Origin of the sequence: Dulcicalothrix desertica PCC 7102, from assembly GCF_003991905.1 — a bacterium.
Lineage (GTDB): Bacteria > Cyanobacteriota > Cyanobacteriia > Cyanobacteriales > Nostocaceae > Dulcicalothrix > Dulcicalothrix desertica.
Window position 1 is genome coordinate 409713 of sequence record NZ_RSCL01000002.1, and the last position, 19970, is coordinate 429682.

Annotated in this window: 16 protein-coding genes; 3 read left to right on the plus strand and 13 right to left on the minus strand. The window is 39.5% G+C overall.

Annotated elements, in window-relative coordinates:
• Nucleotides 1–10 precede the first annotated feature (10 nt).
• From DSM106972_RS05990 to bicA, 7 genes are all read right to left on the minus strand, one after another.
• On the minus strand, nucleotides 11–1135 hold the full coding sequence (locus DSM106972_RS05990) for a sensor histidine kinase (RefSeq protein ID WP_127079736.1): 1125 nt from the start codon (nucleotides 1133–1135) through the stop codon (nucleotides 11–13).
• Nucleotides 1136–1160: 25 nt separating this feature from the next.
• A complete protein-coding gene (locus DSM106972_RS05995; protein ID WP_127079738.1) occupies nucleotides 1161–1562 on the minus strand; it encodes a hypothetical protein in 402 nt (133 codons plus the stop codon).
• Complete coding sequence (locus tag DSM106972_RS06000; protein ID WP_127079740.1) at nucleotides 1563–2060, minus strand: Rab family GTPase; 498 nt, start codon at nucleotides 2058–2060, stop codon at nucleotides 1563–1565. It lies immediately after the preceding gene.
• Between the two features lie 35 nt (nucleotides 2061–2095).
• Nucleotides 2096–3868 carry an OmpA family protein gene (locus DSM106972_RS06005; protein ID WP_127079742.1) on the minus strand — a complete coding sequence of 591 codons (1773 nt, stop codon included), beginning with the start codon at nucleotides 3866–3868 and terminating at the stop codon, nucleotides 2096–2098.
• 137 nt (nucleotides 3869–4005) lie between these two features.
• Nucleotides 4006–4611, minus strand: coding sequence for a hypothetical protein (locus tag DSM106972_RS06010; protein ID WP_127079744.1), 606 nt, complete (start codon nucleotides 4609–4611; stop codon nucleotides 4006–4008).
• A 249-nt stretch (nucleotides 4612–4860) separates the two neighbouring features.
• Entirely contained in the window at nucleotides 4861–6255 is a 1395-nt protein-coding gene (locus tag DSM106972_RS06015; protein WP_127079746.1) for a cation:proton antiporter, read from the minus strand.
• Between the two features lie 100 nt (nucleotides 6256–6355).
• Nucleotides 6356–8083, minus strand: a complete 1728-nt coding sequence (gene bicA, locus DSM106972_RS06020) for a bicarbonate transporter BicA (RefSeq protein ID WP_127079749.1) — start codon at nucleotides 8081–8083, stop codon at nucleotides 6356–6358.
• 913 nt (nucleotides 8084–8996) lie between these two features.
• On the opposite strand from bicA, the gene DSM106972_RS53145 reads away from it, so the two are divergent.
• Entirely contained in the window at nucleotides 8997–9239 is a 243-nt protein-coding gene (locus DSM106972_RS53145) for a hypothetical protein (RefSeq protein WP_127079751.1), read from the plus strand.
• 59 nt (nucleotides 9240–9298) lie between these two features.
• Here DSM106972_RS53145 and DSM106972_RS06030 read toward each other — a convergent pair whose 3' ends face one another.
• The 4 genes from DSM106972_RS06030 to DSM106972_RS06045 form a co-directional block, all read right to left on the minus strand.
• Nucleotides 9299–10177 (minus strand): nitrate ABC transporter ATP-binding protein, encoded by an 879-nt coding sequence (locus tag DSM106972_RS06030; protein ID WP_127079753.1) that lies wholly within the window; start codon nucleotides 10175–10177, stop codon nucleotides 9299–9301.
• 142 nt (nucleotides 10178–10319) lie between these two features.
• Nucleotides 10320–12320, minus strand: coding sequence for an ABC transporter ATP-binding/substrate-binding protein (locus tag DSM106972_RS06035; RefSeq protein WP_127079755.1), 2001 nt, complete (start codon nucleotides 12318–12320; stop codon nucleotides 10320–10322).
• Between the two features lie 146 nt (nucleotides 12321–12466).
• Nucleotides 12467–13300: a nitrate ABC transporter permease gene (gene ntrB, locus DSM106972_RS06040; RefSeq protein ID WP_127079757.1), complete on the minus strand. Its 834-nt coding sequence runs from the start codon at nucleotides 13298–13300 to the stop codon at nucleotides 12467–12469.
• Nucleotides 13301–13415: 115 nt separating this feature from the next.
• The gene (locus tag DSM106972_RS06045; RefSeq protein ID WP_127079759.1) at nucleotides 13416–14807 is read right to left on the minus strand and encodes a CmpA/NrtA family ABC transporter substrate-binding protein; all 1392 of its coding nucleotides are present in this window, start codon (nucleotides 14805–14807) and stop codon (nucleotides 13416–13418) included.
• 750 nt (nucleotides 14808–15557) lie between these two features.
• Between DSM106972_RS06045 and DSM106972_RS06050 the strand changes: the two genes are divergently transcribed.
• A complete protein-coding gene (locus DSM106972_RS06050) occupies nucleotides 15558–16487 on the plus strand; it encodes an SPFH domain-containing protein (protein WP_127079761.1) in 930 nt (309 codons plus the stop codon).
• A 1-nt stretch (nucleotide 16488) separates the two neighbouring features.
• Nucleotides 16489–16662: a type II toxin-antitoxin system antitoxin gene (locus tag DSM106972_RS52120; protein WP_170213552.1), complete on the plus strand. Its 174-nt coding sequence runs from the start codon at nucleotides 16489–16491 to the stop codon at nucleotides 16660–16662.
• Nucleotides 16663–16670: 8 nt separating this feature from the next.
• Here the strand turns inward: DSM106972_RS52120 and DSM106972_RS06055 are convergent, their stop codons facing one another.
• Nucleotides 16671–19574 (minus strand): glycerol-3-phosphate acyltransferase, encoded by a 2904-nt coding sequence (locus DSM106972_RS06055; RefSeq protein WP_127079763.1) that lies wholly within the window; start codon nucleotides 19572–19574, stop codon nucleotides 16671–16673.
• Nucleotides 19575–19799: 225 nt separating this feature from the next.
• On the minus strand, nucleotides 19800–19940 hold the full coding sequence (locus tag DSM106972_RS52125; protein ID WP_170213553.1) for a hypothetical protein: 141 nt from the start codon (nucleotides 19938–19940) through the stop codon (nucleotides 19800–19802).
• Nucleotides 19941–19970 lie beyond the last annotated feature (30 nt).

Genomic DNA, 19970 nt, shown 5'->3' on the forward strand with positions numbered 1-19970 from the left:
TCTAAATAACTCAGCGTCTTGGTTTAGGTAGACGAAACCAAAACCGCGAACCACCTTCAGGACGTGGAGAGTAAGCTATCTCACCACCCCAGCGTTCAATGGTAATTCTACAAAAGTAAAGTCCTAACCCTATTCTTCCTGGTTTACTTCCTTGAGAGAATTTTTGAAATAAGTTTGCTACTGCATTCGGACGTACACCACTTCCCTCATCATCTACAGCGGCAAAAATAAAATCACCATCTTGCCTTAAGTTAATTACTACCGTTGATTCTCTTGGGCTATGGCGGAATGCATTTTCTGCTAAATTTGATATTACCCTTTCTAAACGTGATTTATCACCCACCACTCTCCAATCAACTGTCATATTAACATCGGCGCCTCCCTGAATGTTTAACAGTAGCCTAATTCTGTTTAAAGCATAAGTAGGAGTTAAAAATTGTATAACTTCTTGAGCAACACTCAAAATATTAGGGGCGTTTTCGATATCGACATTAAAAGACTCAAGCGATTGTACATCAGCGGAAAATGCATCTAAAACCTCTCTAATTAACATTTCTTGCTTAACTGATTGTCTACGACCTATTTCTAAACGTTCTTTTCCTTTAGTTGTTAAATTTTCAAATTCTAACAGAGCTAAACAACAATTGATACCGCTTAATTGCCCAGCAATATCATGAATAATACAATGAATTAAAATTTCTTTTTTTTGATTTTCTTTGACTAATTGTTCATAAGTCAATTGATTTTCGCGCGCTTTTTGGATGATTAACAGTTTTTCTTGATAATCTCCATCTTGTAATTCTACCAACAAAACTTTTTTATCTCCAACACAAATTGCTGAAGCTTCAAAATATTGTTCTCTACCTCTTCTGTCGTATTCTGCCCATGCACCCGAATCAAGCTTGGTAGCATTTCCTTCACGCCAAAATTCTTCGGCATCAATTAAAAAGTTTTCTAAAAATGGAAATTCTTGTTCTGGTATTAATAATACCATTCCCGATTCAAGATGACTACGGCAAAATAAGCTTATCCAATTGGGAACGGTTCCTATTATTCTAAATGAACCGGGTTCTATCCGCTCTAAAACCAAAATGTCTAACACAGCAAACAAATCTGCGGTAAGAGAGTTACTCATGGTGATAACATGGTGTTTTTATAAATTATTGATTGAGAACTCGACTGATTTTTTCTTGCGATAGTGATAATTCATTCGCGTGTTGCTGAATCAGCGATAGTTGCATTTCATCGACTGTTGCATCTAAAAGTAATACCCAGTCACCTTCTTCGCTAGGAAATATATGAACATCAGCACAAATACCTTCTTCAGTTTTTAAACGAGGGAGAAATAAGCTCACATCATCCAACGGTAAAAGACCTTCTAAGAAAAAAATTTGCTGTCCAATATTGCGTCCTTTTTGTAAATTACCGACTCCGTAAGCTGCTAATTTACCTCCCCACGCTGACAATGCACCATCTTTTTGAACTAGTAGGTAAGCAAGTGAACGATTTTCGAGTAAAAGAGCAATCAAGTAAGCTATTACGGGAGTAGGAAGTTCTAACATTTATCCCTCCAGCATTTTCTTAGTGATAGTTTGAAAAACTTCTTCTACTCCTCGACCAGTTTTTGCGCTGGTTTTTACTATATTCCATCCTCTTTGCGTCAAGTCATTTATTTCATCTATATCAATTTCCCATTCATCGCTTAAATCAGATTTATTCATAACTAATATAAATGGAACTTTTCCGATGGTTTCTTCGACTTTGACTTGTAGATTAAAGGCTTTTTCTAAGGTACTACGTCGAGTGCCATCAACTACTAACAAGTAAGCTGATGAACCACGTAAATAGGACATACGTACTTTTTGAAATTCATCTTCACCATATAAATCCCATAAAATTAAATTTAACTCTTTATCATTATAATTAACTGTTTTTTTATCAATCTTTACGCCAACGGTAGTTTGATATTTTTCAGAAAAAATGCTGTGGACAAATCTTGCGATTAAACTCGTCTTTCCTGTTGCAAACGAACCGACCATACAAACTTTTTTTTGAAGCATATAAAAGTAACAAACCCTCTCCCTACCGTTAATTGTTATTTCAAATTCTCTATGAATATTTTCAAGGTAATTCTGCGCGCACGTGTCATATCTTGTTTATTTGTCGATTGAGTTGAACCAACACCAATAATTTTTAGGTTTGCTTTATTTATTCCTTGCGATACTAAAAAATCTTGTACTTTCGACGCGCGCTGTTGACTCAGTTGTTTATTTTGTTCTTCACCTCCAGTTATACTAGTATGTCCGATAATTTGAATTTTCACATCTTTACCAAAAGAATCTGCAATTTCTAATAGCCTCTTTACTTCTGATGCTATTTTTGGTAACTCACTTGTCTCTGATGGAAGCAAATCTGTTGAACCGTTTTTAAATAGCAATATTCTTTGTTCTAGTTGTTTTCGATAAGTGTTAAGCTTTTCAAGGCTAGAATCAACAAGATTATTTTCTTGGTATTGAATTACTCCTGGAATAAAACGCCATGTTCTCTGCGTGTCTGATATCCATTTTATTGGTGCCGAACCTGTTGCTGTTAAAGTTCCGTCGTCAAAACTTAATGATACACTTTTCGGAGGTTTGAGTAATTGTTGTGCGCGCTTAACAACAAATTCTGGTTCCAAAGACACAAATGGTATCCATTTACTATTTACCAATTTCCCGTTAATATCATATTTTCGCAAAATTTTATTTGGGTCAACTGCTAAAGGGTCACGCATTCCATTAATAATATAGCTGCCGTTACGATGTTCTGCTTTTGTAATGGCAATTCCCGGTTGCGCTGATAAATCTTCTACGGCTGCATCCCATCTGTACTGGTCACGAATAGTAAAAAACCCCCAAGCACCTACAACCAAAGTTATTAAACCAGCTAAAGCATATGCATAACTATAATTTTTCTGAGCAGGTATTTGGTAACGAGCTTCAAGACAATCTTCTAGATACGGAACAGCTTCAGAAAATGGTTCTGTTTCCCCAGTAAAGGAATTAAGTTGACGGTCGAGTCGTAGATGGATTTTTTCGACTGAATTTTTAAAACTTAATCTTAATTCTTGAGGTGCGTTTCCTCGTATAATACCTGCTAATACAGCGAAGGGTCCCTCTTCAATCCAAATTGTTAGTTCTCCAAACTGTAAAGTTTGCAGCATCTCATCTTTTTGAACATGAAATGAGTCTTTGACAAAATCTTGAATTGCCGTTAGCATTGCCGATACCAAATCTGGGTCTTGCATTGCTACTTGGGGTGCGACAATATGCTGTAATAATAATCCTGTTTCTTTATGAATTAAAAAAACCTGCTCGACACGATAAATTAAGGTTCGCAGCAATACGATTTCAGCAAACGATTTACCTGTTTGCTTTGCTTCGAGGCGCCATTTAAAACTTTGAGGTGATAAACTGTGTTCCAGGGTTTGATTCAATGATTGAATCATCTCGGAAAGGGCGCTTGAAATCGCACGACGAGTTGCAGGTGCTATAATCGGGAAAATCGTGTTAGAAAGAATATTAAAGTCTTTTCTTATAGAAGATTCAATCGCTTGCTCGATAGTAGGAACAAATGCTTCACTTAGCTGCTTGTCTTGCATTGTTCGCAGTATTATAGCCTGCGGTAAAATTTGACTAATATTTTCAGCTTTAACTTCGATTTCGTCTATACGTTCATATATATGATTAAGCTTAGAAGTCTCAATTCCTAACAGTAAACTGCGGAGTTCCTCTAGCTCCTCTAGCTCCTCTAGCTCCGAAGCCCTTTTTTGATAATTTTCATGCTGATTCGGCAATTTACTCGAACCATTCGTTGAATGCTCATTCATTAATTCAATTCCCCCAATTATTTGAATACATAGTGTGTAAGATAATCATTCGCAAGTTAGGATGAAACTGAATTTTCTCACACCAATCTAGTATTATGGGTTACTTCGACAGTAATTTTTAATATTACCGCTCAATCTTACTGAGAATTCAATCGAATTGCCATTTCGCTTAATAAGTTGGCTAAAGTCGAACGGTCTGTTTTTGCCTGCCGTAAATCTTGCGACTCACGCTGTAAAACTGCTAAGATTTCTTCATATTTTTGTAATATGTCGTTTTGTAAATTTTTAGATTGGTTGAGTATCTGGTCGCGTAAGTCACGCTGAGTATTATTAATATTGTCGTCGAGTTGAGTCAGTTTTTTTTCTAAGGCTGTAATAATCTTCTTGTTATCCTCTACCAGTACTCGTAGTCCTTCATCACGTGTGCTTTGCTCGTTAACAATACGTTGCGACAATGATTCTACTTCTTGCTTGATATAATTTTCAATACTATCCAAACGCTTCCTAGAATCTTCGCGTAAACTAGCGCACTCTTTTAAAAAACGTTCTTCCAAACGGGCAAGCTTCTTTTCAACTTCCCGCATTTGGTTGCCAAATAAGATATCTCGAACTTTGTCTAAACTATTGGCTTCATTGATATTTTGGTTATTAAATCCAGGTTTGCTATGATTATGAATCGAGCCTAGCTGGACTGCATCGATAAAATTATGATTAGTTTCGCTTTCCATATCGGGTGACTGCATAAACAATTCCTTTGTACTATATTATTTGTATCTAGAAGCGAAGATTTAGCTTGGCTAAAAAGATACAGGAGTTACTTGTAAATGTGACTTTTACATACTACCCGAAAAACCAGTATTGCTAACATTAACCATAAATATCATCTTTCTAGAGCTGGAGATTTGTGACCAATGAGCAAAGCTGCACAACAAAAGAGACAAAAGTCACACTAAGACTTTTGCCTCTACCTAAATATCATACAGTAAAAATTGTTACCGGGTTATATCAAGCTGATTTAATTCTTTCTGGGGGTCAGATGATTCTTTAAATGCTAGCCTTAGCAAAGGTGGAGCGATAAAGGTTGTTAAAATCACCATTACGATAATGGCTGCTTGTAAAGGTTTATCCAATACTCCACTAGCAGCACCAATGCCTGCAAATACTAAGCCAACTTCACCCCGTGGAATCATGCCAACACCAATTGCTACACGGTTGATTCCAGGTTGACCGAAAACTGCCCACCCAGTGACGACTTTACCAATTATCGCGACTATAATCAAAAACGTTGCAATAATTAATCCTTCACGATTTGCTGGGGTGCTTGGATTGAGAACACTGAGGTCAACTTTGGCGCCAACAGTGATAAAGAAAATTGGTACTAAAATATCTGCTATTGGTTTAACTTGTTCGTCAAGTTCTTTACGTTTGTCGGTTTCGTCAAGCACTAAACCTGCTGCAAAGGCGCCTAAAATAGCTTCTAAATGAATCGCATTGCCAATAAATGCCATGAAGAAGGCAAATACAAGAGCGGGGATAATAATATTTCCGCGCGTTTGCAATCTATCAGCAGCTGCAACAAATGATTTATTAAAGAATTTACCAAGTAGAATCGAGCCAATGAGAAACGAAGTTGCGCTGACAATCAAATATATAACGTTGGCAATATCAACCTCACCTGTTTTAGCAAGACTGGCAACAACTGCTAGAACAATAATGCCTAAAATATCATCGATAACAGCGGCGCCAACAATAATTTGACCTTCGCGAGATTTGAGTTGCCCAATTTCAGAAAGAACTTTGGAGGTAATGCCAATACTGGTTGCTGTTAATGCTGCACCCGCGAAAATTGCCGGAATAGCTGGGAAGTTGAAAAGATAAATTAATCCTATGGTTCCAGCACCAAAAGGAACAGCGACCCCAACACAAGCTACAATTGTTGCCTGATAACCGACTTTGGTTAATTCTTTTAAATCAGACTCCAAGCCAATTTCAAACAATAGGATAATTACTCCGATTTCAGCTAAGACTGACACAACCTCGCTTTGCGCCTCAAAAATAGAGGTTACAGCATCGGGGGTAAGGTTCCCAATAAACTGTAAAACAGTCATAAGCACCGAATCTCCTGCATCTGCACCACCTTCAGGAAATACAAGTAAATGTAAAACTGAGGCGCCGACAATAACACCTGCAACTAATTCACCTAAAACAGGCGGTAAATTTATTTTTCTAGATATTTCTCCGCCGAGTTTACTAGCTATGTAAACTACAATTAAGCTCAGTAGTACACCAGTTAGGACGATGGGACTATACTCAGAAGGAGTGGCTGTTCCCAGTAGTAGAGATGGGAAACTAAACGAAGATAGCCAGGTACTGGGATTTAAAATCATCTTTTGATTTTGGGTTTTGGGATTTAGGGTTATCGTGGAGGGCGGGTTTAGTGAGGTATCGAGTTAAATTGTAGGATATCTGTTAACCCGCCCGTACTAGTTAAGCGTTTTTAGGTTGAATGGGGTAATCGTAGGATGAACCTTCTTGTGGATATTCTTTGCTAGTAGAGACCTTAGCGGAACTTGGATTCACAATTACTAGTGCTTGTCTAAGAGCATCAGCGCGTTCGCTAAATAAATTATGTTGGGGAATAATTTGGAAAATTCCAAACTTTTCTAAGCGTTTTTTCACTTTACCAGCGGCGCCAACAATAAATACCTGACGACCTTTATCAACCGCATCTTTAATTGCATTTTCAAGTGCCAACGAAGCAGTCACACCCAACATTGGGACATCGCTTAAATCCATAATTACAACGTCGCTGTCTGCCATTGCAGAGTGTTCGCGCGCAATTGCTTTCGATACCCCAAAAATCATCGGCCCGCTGAGGTAGAACAGTAATACGCGACCATTTGCCAAATCGAACAAGCGCTTCTCTTCTGCGTTCAAAACAATTGCATCATCTGCATCGGTAATTGTTTTGACTTCTTCACCTTGCATTTCGGAAAGACGCTCAATTGTCAAGATGTTCGCAATAAACACCCCAATACCAACTGCCACAATTAAGTCTACAAATACTGTCAGGAGCAATACACCATACATGATGATTGAACCTTTGAGAGAGACTTTGTGCGAGCGCTTCAAGAAACTCCAGTCAAGAATGTCAATACCAACTTTTAACGCAATACCCGCTAATACAGCCATTGGAATTGGTTGAGTTAAACGAGCTGCTCCCAAAACAACGACTAATAAGATTAATGCACGAGTCAAACCTGATACAGCTGTCTTGGCGCCAGTTTGAATGTTTACAACGGTACCCATTGTGGCGCCAGCACCAGGTAAACCACCACACAAACCAGAAATTAAGTTACCAATACCTTGACCAATTAATTCTTTGTCAGATTTATGTTCGGTACGGGTTAAGCTATCTGCAATTACCGCTGTTAATAATGTATCAATACATCCCAAAATACCTAACATCACCCCGTCAACCAGCATGACTGTAACTTGACCGGGTGTGAAAGTTGGCATTTGAATGGTGGGCAAACCAACAGGTATTTCACCAATCCGTTTGATATCAGCGTTACCGAAGACTGTTAATGAAACTATGGTACCAACAATTAACGCGACAAGTTGAGGTGGTACAATGCGCTTGACTTTAGCTGGCATCAAGAAAATAATCGCCAGCGTTAAAATTCCTAATGTCGCTTCCGCAGGATTTATATTAGATAGCAACTGCGGTAGATTTTGCACTATCCCCAAGACACCACCTTTAGGGTTAGGTTGTCCGACAAACGGAGCAATTTGAAGAATAATCAAAATTACACCGATACCAGACATGAAGCCAGAGATAACACTGTAAGGCATTAAGGTAATATATTTACCCAATCTAAAAATACCAAACAGAATTTGAAATATCCCTGCCAACATAACGACGGTAAAAGCCATCGCTAAACCGTTTTCTGGGTTAGCAGCGGTTAAAGAAGCAATGATAGTAGTAATTACTACTGTCATTGGTCCAGTCGGTTCGGAAATTAAAGTTGGTGTACCGCCAAATAATGCAGCAAAGAAACCAACACAAACTGCACCATAAAGACCAGCGACTGCACCGGCGCCACTTGCAACACCGAAGGCAAGTGCAAGCGGTAGAGAAACAATTGCTGCTGTAACACCACCAAAGATGTCACCGCGTAAGTTTCTGAAATGGATTTGATTAGTTATTCCCATCTTTCTGATAAATCGGTAGAACTGAATACTGGGCTAAATATTTGACAGCTTAATTTCGCTATTAACTTGTGTTTTCCTCAGTGAGATAAAAACTCTTTGATAATTGTGTTACACAAATTACATGAGTTACGCAAAAATCCTAGAAACCTGGTTTATGCAGCCGAAAACTTATAATAAAAACGACCATTTTGCGTAGAAACCAGGTTTATGTAGCGTAAGTCCTAGAATTAATTACACAGCCATCTTTTATACACATATAGAGAAAGATTGGTGCTTGTGTATTTGGCAACTATTATTTTTGTTGCAATTTTTTACCTTATTCTCTATAGCAGCTCTAAGAAAAAGTGATGCACACGCAATTTTAAAAGTGTTATTCTAACTAAAGAAGCTCAATTCTTTAGTAAAAACAATCTATAACGTATGAACCTTAATTAGCTCTATAAGGTTAATAAGGGTTTATTAGTGGTAATTAGTGAATTATGGCTTGAACGCTAATTTTACCATCATTTGTTTTCTAATTGACTTATTATCTTAATAAATAAGATTAGAAAATTCTATCTTATTTTTAAGAACGCAGTTTCCAGTGCATTGGGCTTATGACTAAAAGCTGACTTTTTATAAGCTAATTTTAAAAACGTTGATTTAAAGAAGATTGGTCATAAATTATCCCGAAAGGTAAGATGTATTTTTTTGCATATAGCAACGCTATACAAGAGGTATAATTTACTCCTTGTACTTAAATACGTAACGTATTAAGCGAGCATCAAGTAAACTAAGCAAAATTTCACCCAGTTTAACCGCTCAATGAATTAAATGCAAACGCATTTAGATTTGAATCTAGTATCAGTGGACACCAAACTCAAATCAATATGTATAGCTTACAGCTTTTCTTGTCTCAGTGGTCAATGCAAAGATGATAATTATAAAACAATTATTAAATCAAGTGCATAGTATTAAATCTATACATTGGTTTTTATTAAAAAATGCTTTGCAGGATAAATTTAAATTATCTTGGGCTATCGCGATGCATGATATTCCTTTTGGTAGAAGACAAGAGAGAAATTTTATATTTTACCCTTGTTTACCTCATTTGTATTCTGTTCTTGCAGCATTGTCAACAAGCTCAAAGAAACCGGGCTTCTCTACGGAAGATTAACGTTTTTAGGAATATCTTTCTCAAGAAGCCCGGTTTCTAATCGAGGTGAAAGATATCAGTTAACCGACATCATCATGTGCGAAACGGTTGAAGAGGAAGTCAAGAGCGTAGTTACGCAGTTTATAGTAACGTGGGTCGTCCATAATGCGTGCGCGGTCTCTGGGACGGTCGAAAGGAATTTCCATAACTTCGCCAATTTTCGCGTGTGGACCGTTGGTCATCATCACCAACTTGTCAGCGAGGAATAGTGCTTCGTCGATATCGTGGGTAATCATTAATACAGTTGCGCGGTTGTCACTCCAAATTTTGAGCAACTCTTCCTGCAATTCTTCCTTAGTGATAGCATCCAAGGCGCCGAAAGGTTCGTCTAAAATTAAAACTTTGGGACGAATAGAAAGCGCACGTGCGATAGAAACCCGTTGACGCATACCACCCGACATTTGCATGGGTTTCTTTTCCATTGCGTCTGCAAGTCCCACCATTGCTAAGTTATCGCGAACGATAGCTCTTTTTTCAGCTTCGGGTTTATCTGGATAAACAGCATTAACAGCTAAGTAAATATTTTCAAACGCTGTTCTCCAAGGTAACAATGCATAGTTTTGGAACACTACCATTCGGTCGGGTCCTGGTTTAGTAATAGGTTTACCTTCGAGTAATACCTCACCACTTGTGGGATGGTTAAAACCCGACACCATGTTTAGCAACGTAGATTTACCACAACCAGAGTGACCAATTACACAAAGAAATTCCCCTTCATATACATTAAGATTTACACCATCAAGAACTGTAAAGGGTCCTTTCTTGGTTGGATAAACTTTACTAACGTCTTTAATTTCTACATATGGTTTTTTGCCACTAGCAACAGAGGCGCCGCTTACAAGAGGTTGCCCTAGCCTATCTCTGACGGAATCGTTAACTTTAAAAGTGCGGTTTTGCATAACTTTAATAATTGGGGGAAAGTTAAGTACTGAGTGCTGAGTGCTGAGTGAGAGTACAGAGTAAGAAGTGTTAAGTTATGAGTTATTGGTTTTAACTCTTAATCTTTAACTCAGCACGAGCGCACTCAGCACTTTTTACTTCTTACGCTGCTAATTGACGTGTGGGTGAGTCGAGAATGACTTCAGCAATAGAGAAATCTTGTTTTATTTTGAGCTTATTAAGGTAGTCGATAGGGTTATCGGCGTCAAATGGTGTGCCATCAAATAATTTGATAGGTTGACGAGTGTAGCTGATGTCTAAACCAAGTTCACGCGCGGCAGTACTAAATACACGAACACGACATATCCGTTCGACAACTTCTACCCAGTTGCGTGGGAATGGTACGTCACCCCAGCGCGCGAGTTGTGTCATAATCCAAATTTGTTCGGTTCGACTTGGACGGTTAATTGCTGACTCCGCGTAGAACTGGTGGTGAGCGTACTCTACCTGATGTTCTAAATCACACGTATCGCCATAATCACCGAGTTGAATGTAGTCGATGTCGGTGCTGACGTATTCTGGTCGTGCCAATATATGACGAACTTCTTCGCTATTTTCAGGCAGCGAGCAGTAATAGCAAGCTTCGAGCAAAGCTTTAGTTAAAGCTATATGAGTATTTGGATATCTTTCCGCCCAATCTTCACGCACACCCAAAACTTTTCCTGGATGTCCTAACCACACTTCGAGGTCGGTTGCGATAGTAAAACCAACACCTTCCTCAGCAGCACGGATATTCCAAGGTTCCCCTACACAGTAACCATCGATACTACCATTTTGTAAATCGACGACCATTTGAGCAGGAGGAATTGTTTGAATGTGTACGTCTTTGTCGGGGTCTATACCACCTGCTGCTAACCAGTAACGTAGTAACAAGTTATGCATGGAAGCAGGATGTACTACACCCATTGTATGACGTTTGTTACGAGTTCGCAATAAAAAATCTTTAAAGTCAGATAACCCTTGAACACCTTGCTTCAAAAAGTTCTTGTTGAGAGTAATGGCGTTACCATTACGGGTCATTGTCAAAGCGGTAACTACAGGTATAGGTTTGTTGCGGTGTCCACCTAAAGTCATCCACATTGGTAAACCAGAAGGCATTTGGGCAGCATCAAGGTACCCAGCAGCAATACCATCGACAATACCGCGCCAGCTTGTTTCACGTACAAGTTGAACATCATCCAAACCGTGTTTTGCGAAGAAGCCTTTTTCTTTTGCAATAGCAAGAGGAGCGCAGGCAGTTAAAGGGACAAAGCCTATTTCTAAGTTAACTTTTTCTAAACCGTGACGTGATATTGCTGCTGTTTTACGCGCGCGCAGTTTCTTGATGCGTTTTTGTTGGTTGAGGAAGTAAATCATTTCACTTCGCAAGCTGTAGTAGCTAGGGTGTTCAACAACATCCATACGCTTGCGAGGACGGGGAATATCGACTTCGAGGATATCACCAATTTTTGATTCGGGACCGTTGGTAAGCATTACAATACGGTCAGATAGTAATACTGCTTCGTCAACGTCGTGCGTTACCATTACAGCAGTTACTTCATTCTCTTCACATATCTGCATCAACTGCTCTTGTAAATTACCCCGTGTCAAGGCATCCAAGGCGCCGAAAGGTTCATCGAGTAATAATAATTTGGGTCTAATAGCGAGTGCGCGAGCAATAGCAACCCGTTGCTTTTGTCCACCACTAAGCATTGTGGGGGATTTATCAGCGTGTGGTCGCAAACCCACCATATCAATATGTTTTTCAACAATTGCTCGACGCTCACCAGCAGGCACACCCGGCATAACTGAGTCAACAGCCAAGGCAATATTTTCGCGTACTGAGCGCCAAGGTAATAAAGAATAGTTTTGGAAAACTACCATCCGGTCGGGGCCTGGTTTAGTAATTCTTTGTCCTTCCAGAGTTACAAGACCCTCGGTTGGCAAATCCAAACCAGCAATCATATTTAATAAAGTTGACTTACCGCAACCAGAGTGACCAATTAAAGATACAAACTCACCTTTTCTAATTTGAAGGTCGATACCTTTAAGTGCAACGTACTTGCCACCACCGGTTAATTCAAAGACCTTATCGATTTGGTCAACACCAACAAAAAGAGACATAGCTGTAATTGGGGGGTAAATTTATAAAAGTTTAAAGTGCTGAGTGCTGAGTGCTGAGTGGGAATTAGGAGTGAGGAATGAGAAGTTAGGAGTTTTAACTTACTAACTATTAACTCAACACTCAGCACTCAGCACTCGTAACTGAATTACCTTTCAGGGGGAAGAATACGTCCTTGAAGCCATACCATAAATTTGTCAAGTATCAAACCGACAAGACCTATGTAAACTAGTGCCAAAATAACTTCACTAACGTTATTGTTTTGGTAAGCTTCCCAGATAAAGAACCCAATCCCAACGATACCTGACATTACGATTTCTGCCGCGATAATCGCCAACCAAGCTAAACCAATCGCGATTCTTAAACCAGTAAAAATATAAGGCAGTGCAGCAGGAATCAAGATGTTGAAGAAATATTCTTTTTTGTTTAGTTGGAGTACTTTTGCAACGTTGTTGTAATCGACAGGAATTTCTTTTACACCTACTGCGGTGTTAATTAAGATGGGCCAAATTGCAGTGATGAAGATTACGAACAGTGCAGCGGGTTCATTTTGACGCAGTGCTGCTAAGGAAATAGGTACCCAAGCAAGAGGAGGTACGGTTCTTAATAATTGGAACAAAGGGTCTAATGCTTTGTTGATGGTTTTGTTTACACCAATCAAAATCCCTAAGCCAATACCAACAATTGCCGCTAAAGTGTAGCTAATTGCAACTCGCTGCAAACTAGCTAATATCTGCCAAAATAAACCTTTATCAGTACCGCCTCTATCATAGAAGGGGTATAAAATCAATATCCAAGTGTCTTGAATTACTTGTATTGGTCCAGGCAATGTTGCTCCTGGTATCCAAGAAAATAGTTGCCATACAGCTAAAAATACTCCAATCGCAATCGCTGGGGGAATCAATTCTGGAATTTGTTTCTGTATGCGTGCGGCAAAACCATTACCGTCCATTGCAGCCGGTCGTCTTTGTGCAGTCGTCATTGAATTATCTCCTTGGGGGGTTATAGGGGAATGGAAGAACACTCTATGATTTTTGAGATTGTCTTCCATTTACTATTTGCGCTGTTGCCGTTAGCTATTAGTTTTTGAGTATGAACTAGATAGCTACTTTTTTGATTTTGAGACTCTTGAGGTACTCTTCTGGTTTTGCTGGGTCAAATTTTACGCCATCGAAAAACTCTTCTACTCCGCGCGATGTATCGGTTGGAATATCTGCTGCTGCTATATTCATTTCTTTAGCAGCTTCTTTCCAAATATTTTCTTTGTTGACTCTATCAATCAACTCCTTAGCTTTAGCGGCGCCGTTAGCAATGTAATCGGCTGGTAAGAATCCCCAACGCACGCTCTCAGTTATGAACCATAAATCATGACTCTTATAAGGGTATGAAACGCTTCCTTTTTCATCCTTCCAATAATATGCCGCTAACTTTTTATCATCAACTTTGCGCCCATCTCCCATATCATAAACGCCTTGGAATGGATTTGCAAGAATTTCAGGTGCAAGGTTGAAATAATTACGTCCACCTAATATTTGTGCAGCTTCTTTGCGGTTATCAAAATTATCTAACCACTGTTGTGCTTCCATAATTCCCTTCAGCAAAGCTTTAGTCGCTTTAGGATTTTTGTCAACCCAATCTCCTCGCATTGCGAAGTATTCTTCAGGGTGATTTCTCCACATTTCTCCTGTTAACATCGCCAAGAAGCCGATTTTATCTTTCACAATGCGATAAGGCCAGGGGTCGCCGGTGCTGAACGCATCCATTGTTCCAGTCTTCATATTCGCGACAGTTTGTGCCGCAGGTACCGTCAGCAGTTTGATATCAGCATCTGGGTCAATACCACCTGCTGCCATCCAATAACGAATCCAAAAATCTTGGTTGACTTGTGGAAAAGTGTGTGCAGCTGTAAATGGAGTCGATGACTTTAATTGGGTTATTAAACCTTTTGCACTTGCCATCTCTAAGCCGAAACCTTTACCTGCGTGCTTGCTAGCTACCGCAATCCCATTACCCTGTGTAATTAACTGACACAGTAGATACATAGGAATTTTTTGATTACCTTTGGTAATTAAACCTTCGCTAATCAGATGCGGCATTGGCATTTGCCATTGTCCACCATCAATACCACCACCAGCAGAACCAATTTCTACGTTGTCACGCGCGGAACCCCAAGAAGCTTGTTTGGAAAGCTCAACATCTGGCATTCCATACTTTGCAAAAAATCCTTTTTCTTTCGCGATAATTAACGCCGCCGCTTCCACAATTGGAATATATCCAAGTTTGACTTTCGTTGTTTCTGGTTTCTGATCAGGGCTAATATTAGCAACTGGCACAGCTGTGGCGCCAGTACCAGACGAACTAGTCGAAGCACTGCCACCACCTGCTTCTGGCGGATTTCCCAAACAACCTTTGAGTAATATGGCACTCGCAGATGCACCTGCTGTAACGATGAATTTTCTACGAGAAACTTGCTTGAAAAACTCCGACATAACATCTCCTGTTGGTGATATGTAATTTTGGGTATGGCAAAGCTAGCAAACGAAACCTACTGGTTTCTTGCGCTCTTAATTAAATCTATTTTTTCTATCGTTGCCATGAACTCAACCAATAACTACACGAAACTAGTTGAGGAACACTTATTAGCAACCAGTTATTTCAGTCACGTTAATTTTCAGTGTCACTTAGAAACATTAATTAACGTTGTTTCATTTAGCTTACAGTGTTTCTTGTGATTTTGGTCATTTTGAAACAGCAATTATTAAATAAATATTAGATTGGACATATAAGTAAAAACTTATATATCACGCCAAAACTACCCTTGCCTATTCAATGCATATTCAATCTTTTATGCAAACAATTTGAATTCATCTATGCATCTATTAATTTTGCTCTTTTTGAGAGACTTTATGAAGATAAATTAAGAAATATTTATAAATGTTAAATGTAAATTTGATAACTGTATGGTTTTACCCCTAGGTGCTTGTCATCTACACTAGGTATTACTTTTACTAATAATAACAAAATATTTTTCTAATGAAAAGAGTATTTCGCTTTTGAGATATCTTATCCAGTATTTATAACTATCTGACTTGCCATAATTACTTTCAGTAGGCTTGTTGTTTGAGCGGCGCCTAATTGGTTGAGGCTAAATATTTAGGACGGGCAAGGATGCCCATCCCACAAGATATTTTTTTGATGTTATAGTGATATCATCATGATAACAAAGTGGTATTGCGACTATGGAACAGAATATTAAGGAATCTCCTGCGTTCAAGCTAAATGGGTTTGTAATGCTAGTTATAGTCGGCGCCATTTCTGTGTTGGGCGCCTGGTATTTGTGGAACAGCATCCACGGATTGGAAAATGTATTACAAAGAGGCCTCAAAATAGCTGATTTTATTGATGACTCCCTAGCTGAGGGAATTGCGTGGTTGACAGCAGTGTTATTAGTAGTTGTGATTCCGTCGATATCAGGATTTTTTAGTGTCGAACCCAATAAAGCAGTAGTACTGTTATTTTTTGGTAAATATATAGGTACAGTTCGCGAACCAGGTTTTTGGTGGACAAATCCATTTGCGAGCAAATACCAGATTTCGCTGCGAGTTCGTAACTTTAACAGCAAAATAATTAAAGTTAATGACGCTGAAGGAAGTCCGATTGAAATAGCTGCCGTCGTTGTTTGGCGAGTTGTGGATACGGCAAAGTCTAAATTTGCTGTCGATGACTATCAAGAGTTTGTTGCTATTCAAAGCGAAACTGCAATTCGGGCTTTAGCAATTCGCTATCCATACGATACGCCAAACGATACTCCTTCACTGCGAGGAATACCCGATGAAATTGCTCACTCACTCAAGTATGAATTACAAGCGCGCTTGGAAGTAACAGGAGTAGAAGTTATAGAAGCAAGAATTTCACATTTGGCTTATGCGCCAGAAATTGCCCAAATGATGTTACGGCGCCAACAAGCCAAAGCACTAATTGATGCAAGAAGGCAAATTGTTGAAGGCGCCGTGGGTATGGTATCAGAAGCCCTAAACCGTCTAAGTGCTGACCAAATGATTGATTTGGATGACGAGCGCAAAGCGTCTATGATTAATAACTTGTTAGTCGTACTAACTTCCGAGCAAACTGCGCAACCAGTAATTAATACTGGCACTCTTTATAATTGACATGAGTCAGAAGAAACGCTTTTTATTACGTTTAGATTCTAAGCTGTACGAAGTTTTAGAAAAATGGTCATCAGATGATTTGAGAAGTGTCAACTCCCAAATTGAATATCTTCTTAGCGAAGCCGCAAAAAAAGCTGGCCGCTGGAATCAAGATAAAGATAAATCGAAGGATTAAGGTAAATTTCAACGTGGTCTTAAATCATTATCTATTTCCACAATACCCCTAGAACCATCGATTCGCACTCGTTGACCATCCTGTAATACCCATGTAGCATTGCGTACATCCATTATTGCAGGAATTCCGTATTCACGAGCAATAATGGCGCCGTGAGAAAGTCTTCCACCTGCATCAGCAATAATTCCTTTGGCTCTAATTAAAATAGGCGCCCATCCAGAGTCTGTATAAGGCACAACTAATATTGTGTCGTCATCAATGTCGGGAACTTCTTGGAGGTTACGCAGTACTTTTACCCTTCCTTCTGCTTGTCCGGGACTTGCACCAATACCGTGCATAACTTGGTCGGGCGCCAAAGCAGGCATTAAAGTAGGGACAATTGGGGGAGCAGTACCGTAAACAAGTAAAGGAGGGTTAAGTTGTCCATCGCGTTCGAGTTGGGAACGTCTACGATAAATTAATACTTGTAAGCGACTTATCTTTTCGGGAGTTGGTGCTTCTACGAGTTCGCGCACTTCTTGAAACTCTAAAAAGAAAATATCTCCTTTTTGCAGCAAAAAGCCTGCATGTAAGAATTTATCTTCTAAAGCGATAAAGCTCCAGCGTAAATAAGCAAGTAGACGTGAGTAAACTTCGGTAACTTTTCCTTTCATGTCTACGCGACCCTGAACAAACAGAGGACGTTTTCTGCGTTTTTTGACCTTTGGTTGTTCAGAAAGCATGAACTGCACGAATAATCCTTTAATTTTTTCGGGTTCTTCTTTCCAAGTTGGGATAGCAATATCTGTGCCAACTTCGCTTAAGTAACCGTATTTATTTAAAAGAAATTCAAACGCTGTTAAGATTTTTTGCCCTTCTGTTGAAACAGCTAAGTCCTCAAATACATTATCGGGGTCAAATTCTGCGACACCTGTACGGTTTTCTGGTGGTGTTGCAGACAGTATTTGCTTTGCTTGTTGCGCTAGCTGTTGTAAATCACGTACTGCTGAGACTTCGGGAGTAAGTCTATTATCAATATCTGTATCTTTTACTTTAAATATTGCTTGTCTGAGTGCGGCACTCAACGGCGCCATAATGCTGTAGTAGGTGGCACGTTGTAATAACTCTAATATATAGTCAATGCGCGTGATTAATTTGGCTGCATCTAAGTCATCAACTATTTCTTGTGATAATTGTGACAGCCCAATACTAAAACGGCGCCGATTATCACGTTGAAACTCTTGTTTTAACGACAATTCGCGTCCAACTAACCGTAACAAGCCTGGTAAATTTCGTAACGTCGTATCAATTGCTGGCGCCGACATTTTGGCGCCTCGGGTTAAAAACTCTAAGCTTTCGGGTGGTAAACCCATACGGCGAAAAATTTGCCCTAACAGCGTAGCGTTAAAGTAAGCGTGGGAAAAATGAAGTGTGGCAGTATCATTAAAATCTAAACCAAGCGAACGCTCTCCCAAAACTACCGCAAAAATTCCTCCCCAAACACCACAAGTTAAAGGACGATTAATCGACCAAGTTAAAGGACGAATTAATCCAGGAATTACTTCGGCAGCAATTTTACGTGTCCAAATAGGCAGTAATGTCGTAATAGGACGTGCTTGGAGTACCCATAACGTCTGACCGTCATAACTCCACTCAATATCTTGAGGTATACCGTGATAACGTTCTTCAATATGACGAACTAAGTACGCGACTTGCTTGATAATGACTGGGGGTACTCTCCCTTGTCCTTCGAGATGGATAAATGAAACGTTGTCACTTTCCATTACAAACGCACGATATTGTTCGGGAGTGACACGACCAGATACTACTTGTGTGGGACTTCCCGGTAATGCTTCGATAACGATAGCATCCATTTCTTGGGTTACTGGGTCACGACTAAATGCCACACCAGAATAAACGCTACGAATTTGCTGCTGTATCAAAACAGCCATTGTAGATTCTTTAACATTTCTATCTTGCCGATACTGTGCTGCTCCTGGAGTGTTGTACGATGATTGAGTCCGCGCAATAGCAGTTTGTAATTCTTGTTTAGTAGTTACATTTAAAATACTTTCATATTGTCCAGCAGCAGAAGCATTTTCAGTATCTTCACCTACTGCCGAAGAACGTACTACTAAAGGTGATAATTCTGAGGGTTGAAGAAAATCAATCATTGGTTTTGGGTCTTCGTAGGGAAGTAATACCCATCCCTTGGGAACTGAATAACCCCAACGTTTAATTTCTGCTAACCTCGCAGCTTTGTTTCCAACAAAATTAGCATCAAGTTCATCATCCAACGTCAAAATAGACTCGCTGTTTCCACGAAAAAAATTCATTGCAGCTTGCGAGTCAGGACTTGCTTGAGCTACAGGTAAGTCCATATCATCTTTGATTTGCTTGTAAATCCATCCAAGCAAACCAGCAAGTGCAATAGCTGCGACTATTCTAAAACCATCTTCGGCGTGAAGCACAGTAACAATAATTGGGAATAAAAGTAACACTCCATACTGAGCAGCTTGTCGCGAACGGATTATACTAAAACTAACACCTGCGAGCAAAAACACAAAAAGTGCTGCCAACGGGTCATGAACTATAAAACCCCAAACAACATTCGTTGTTCCGGCGCCTTTTGCTATCCAGTACCTACCTAATACTAATGTAATTAGCGCTAGTAATTCCCATGCTGAACCCGAAGGAAACACTGCGCGCGCGAGTAAAACTGCCGCAATTCCTTTAAATGCTTCCGACAACACAGCCAACATTCCTGCTGGCGTTCCCCCGTGGTAAAACGCAGCAGAGACACCAATGTTACCAGTACCGAGTTGTGCCAATTGCTTCTTCGATACAATCTGTGTTACCCAAGCAATTAATGGCAAGGCGCCTAAGAGCGGGCAGATAACAAATATAACCAGTAAACCCCAGAGTTCAAGCATCCTTAGATTTGGATTTTAGACCTGTCTTTAATGTAAAAGCTAGAATCTTAAAACAAAAACATTTCTTGATTTTTAGCTTGAATAAGTATATATGCTTAAGTGATATTTTTTAAGCGTATTTGAGATAAATTGTAGAGACGTTACATGTAACGTCTCCACACACGTAACGTCTCTGACAGAAAACGGTTTATAAAAATAAAATTATACAAGAGCGAGCGTCAATACCTAACCGACAGCATAAGCCGATTGCAATGCCCAAAGAATTAGAGCAAATATAGAGCCTAACAGAACCACAGTCGAAATTGTCACTAGTTTAGGAGAGTCAGCACCATCGAACTTCATGATGCCACGGTTTAAGTCGGACATAGCGTTATTATCCTATATAGACAGAATTGG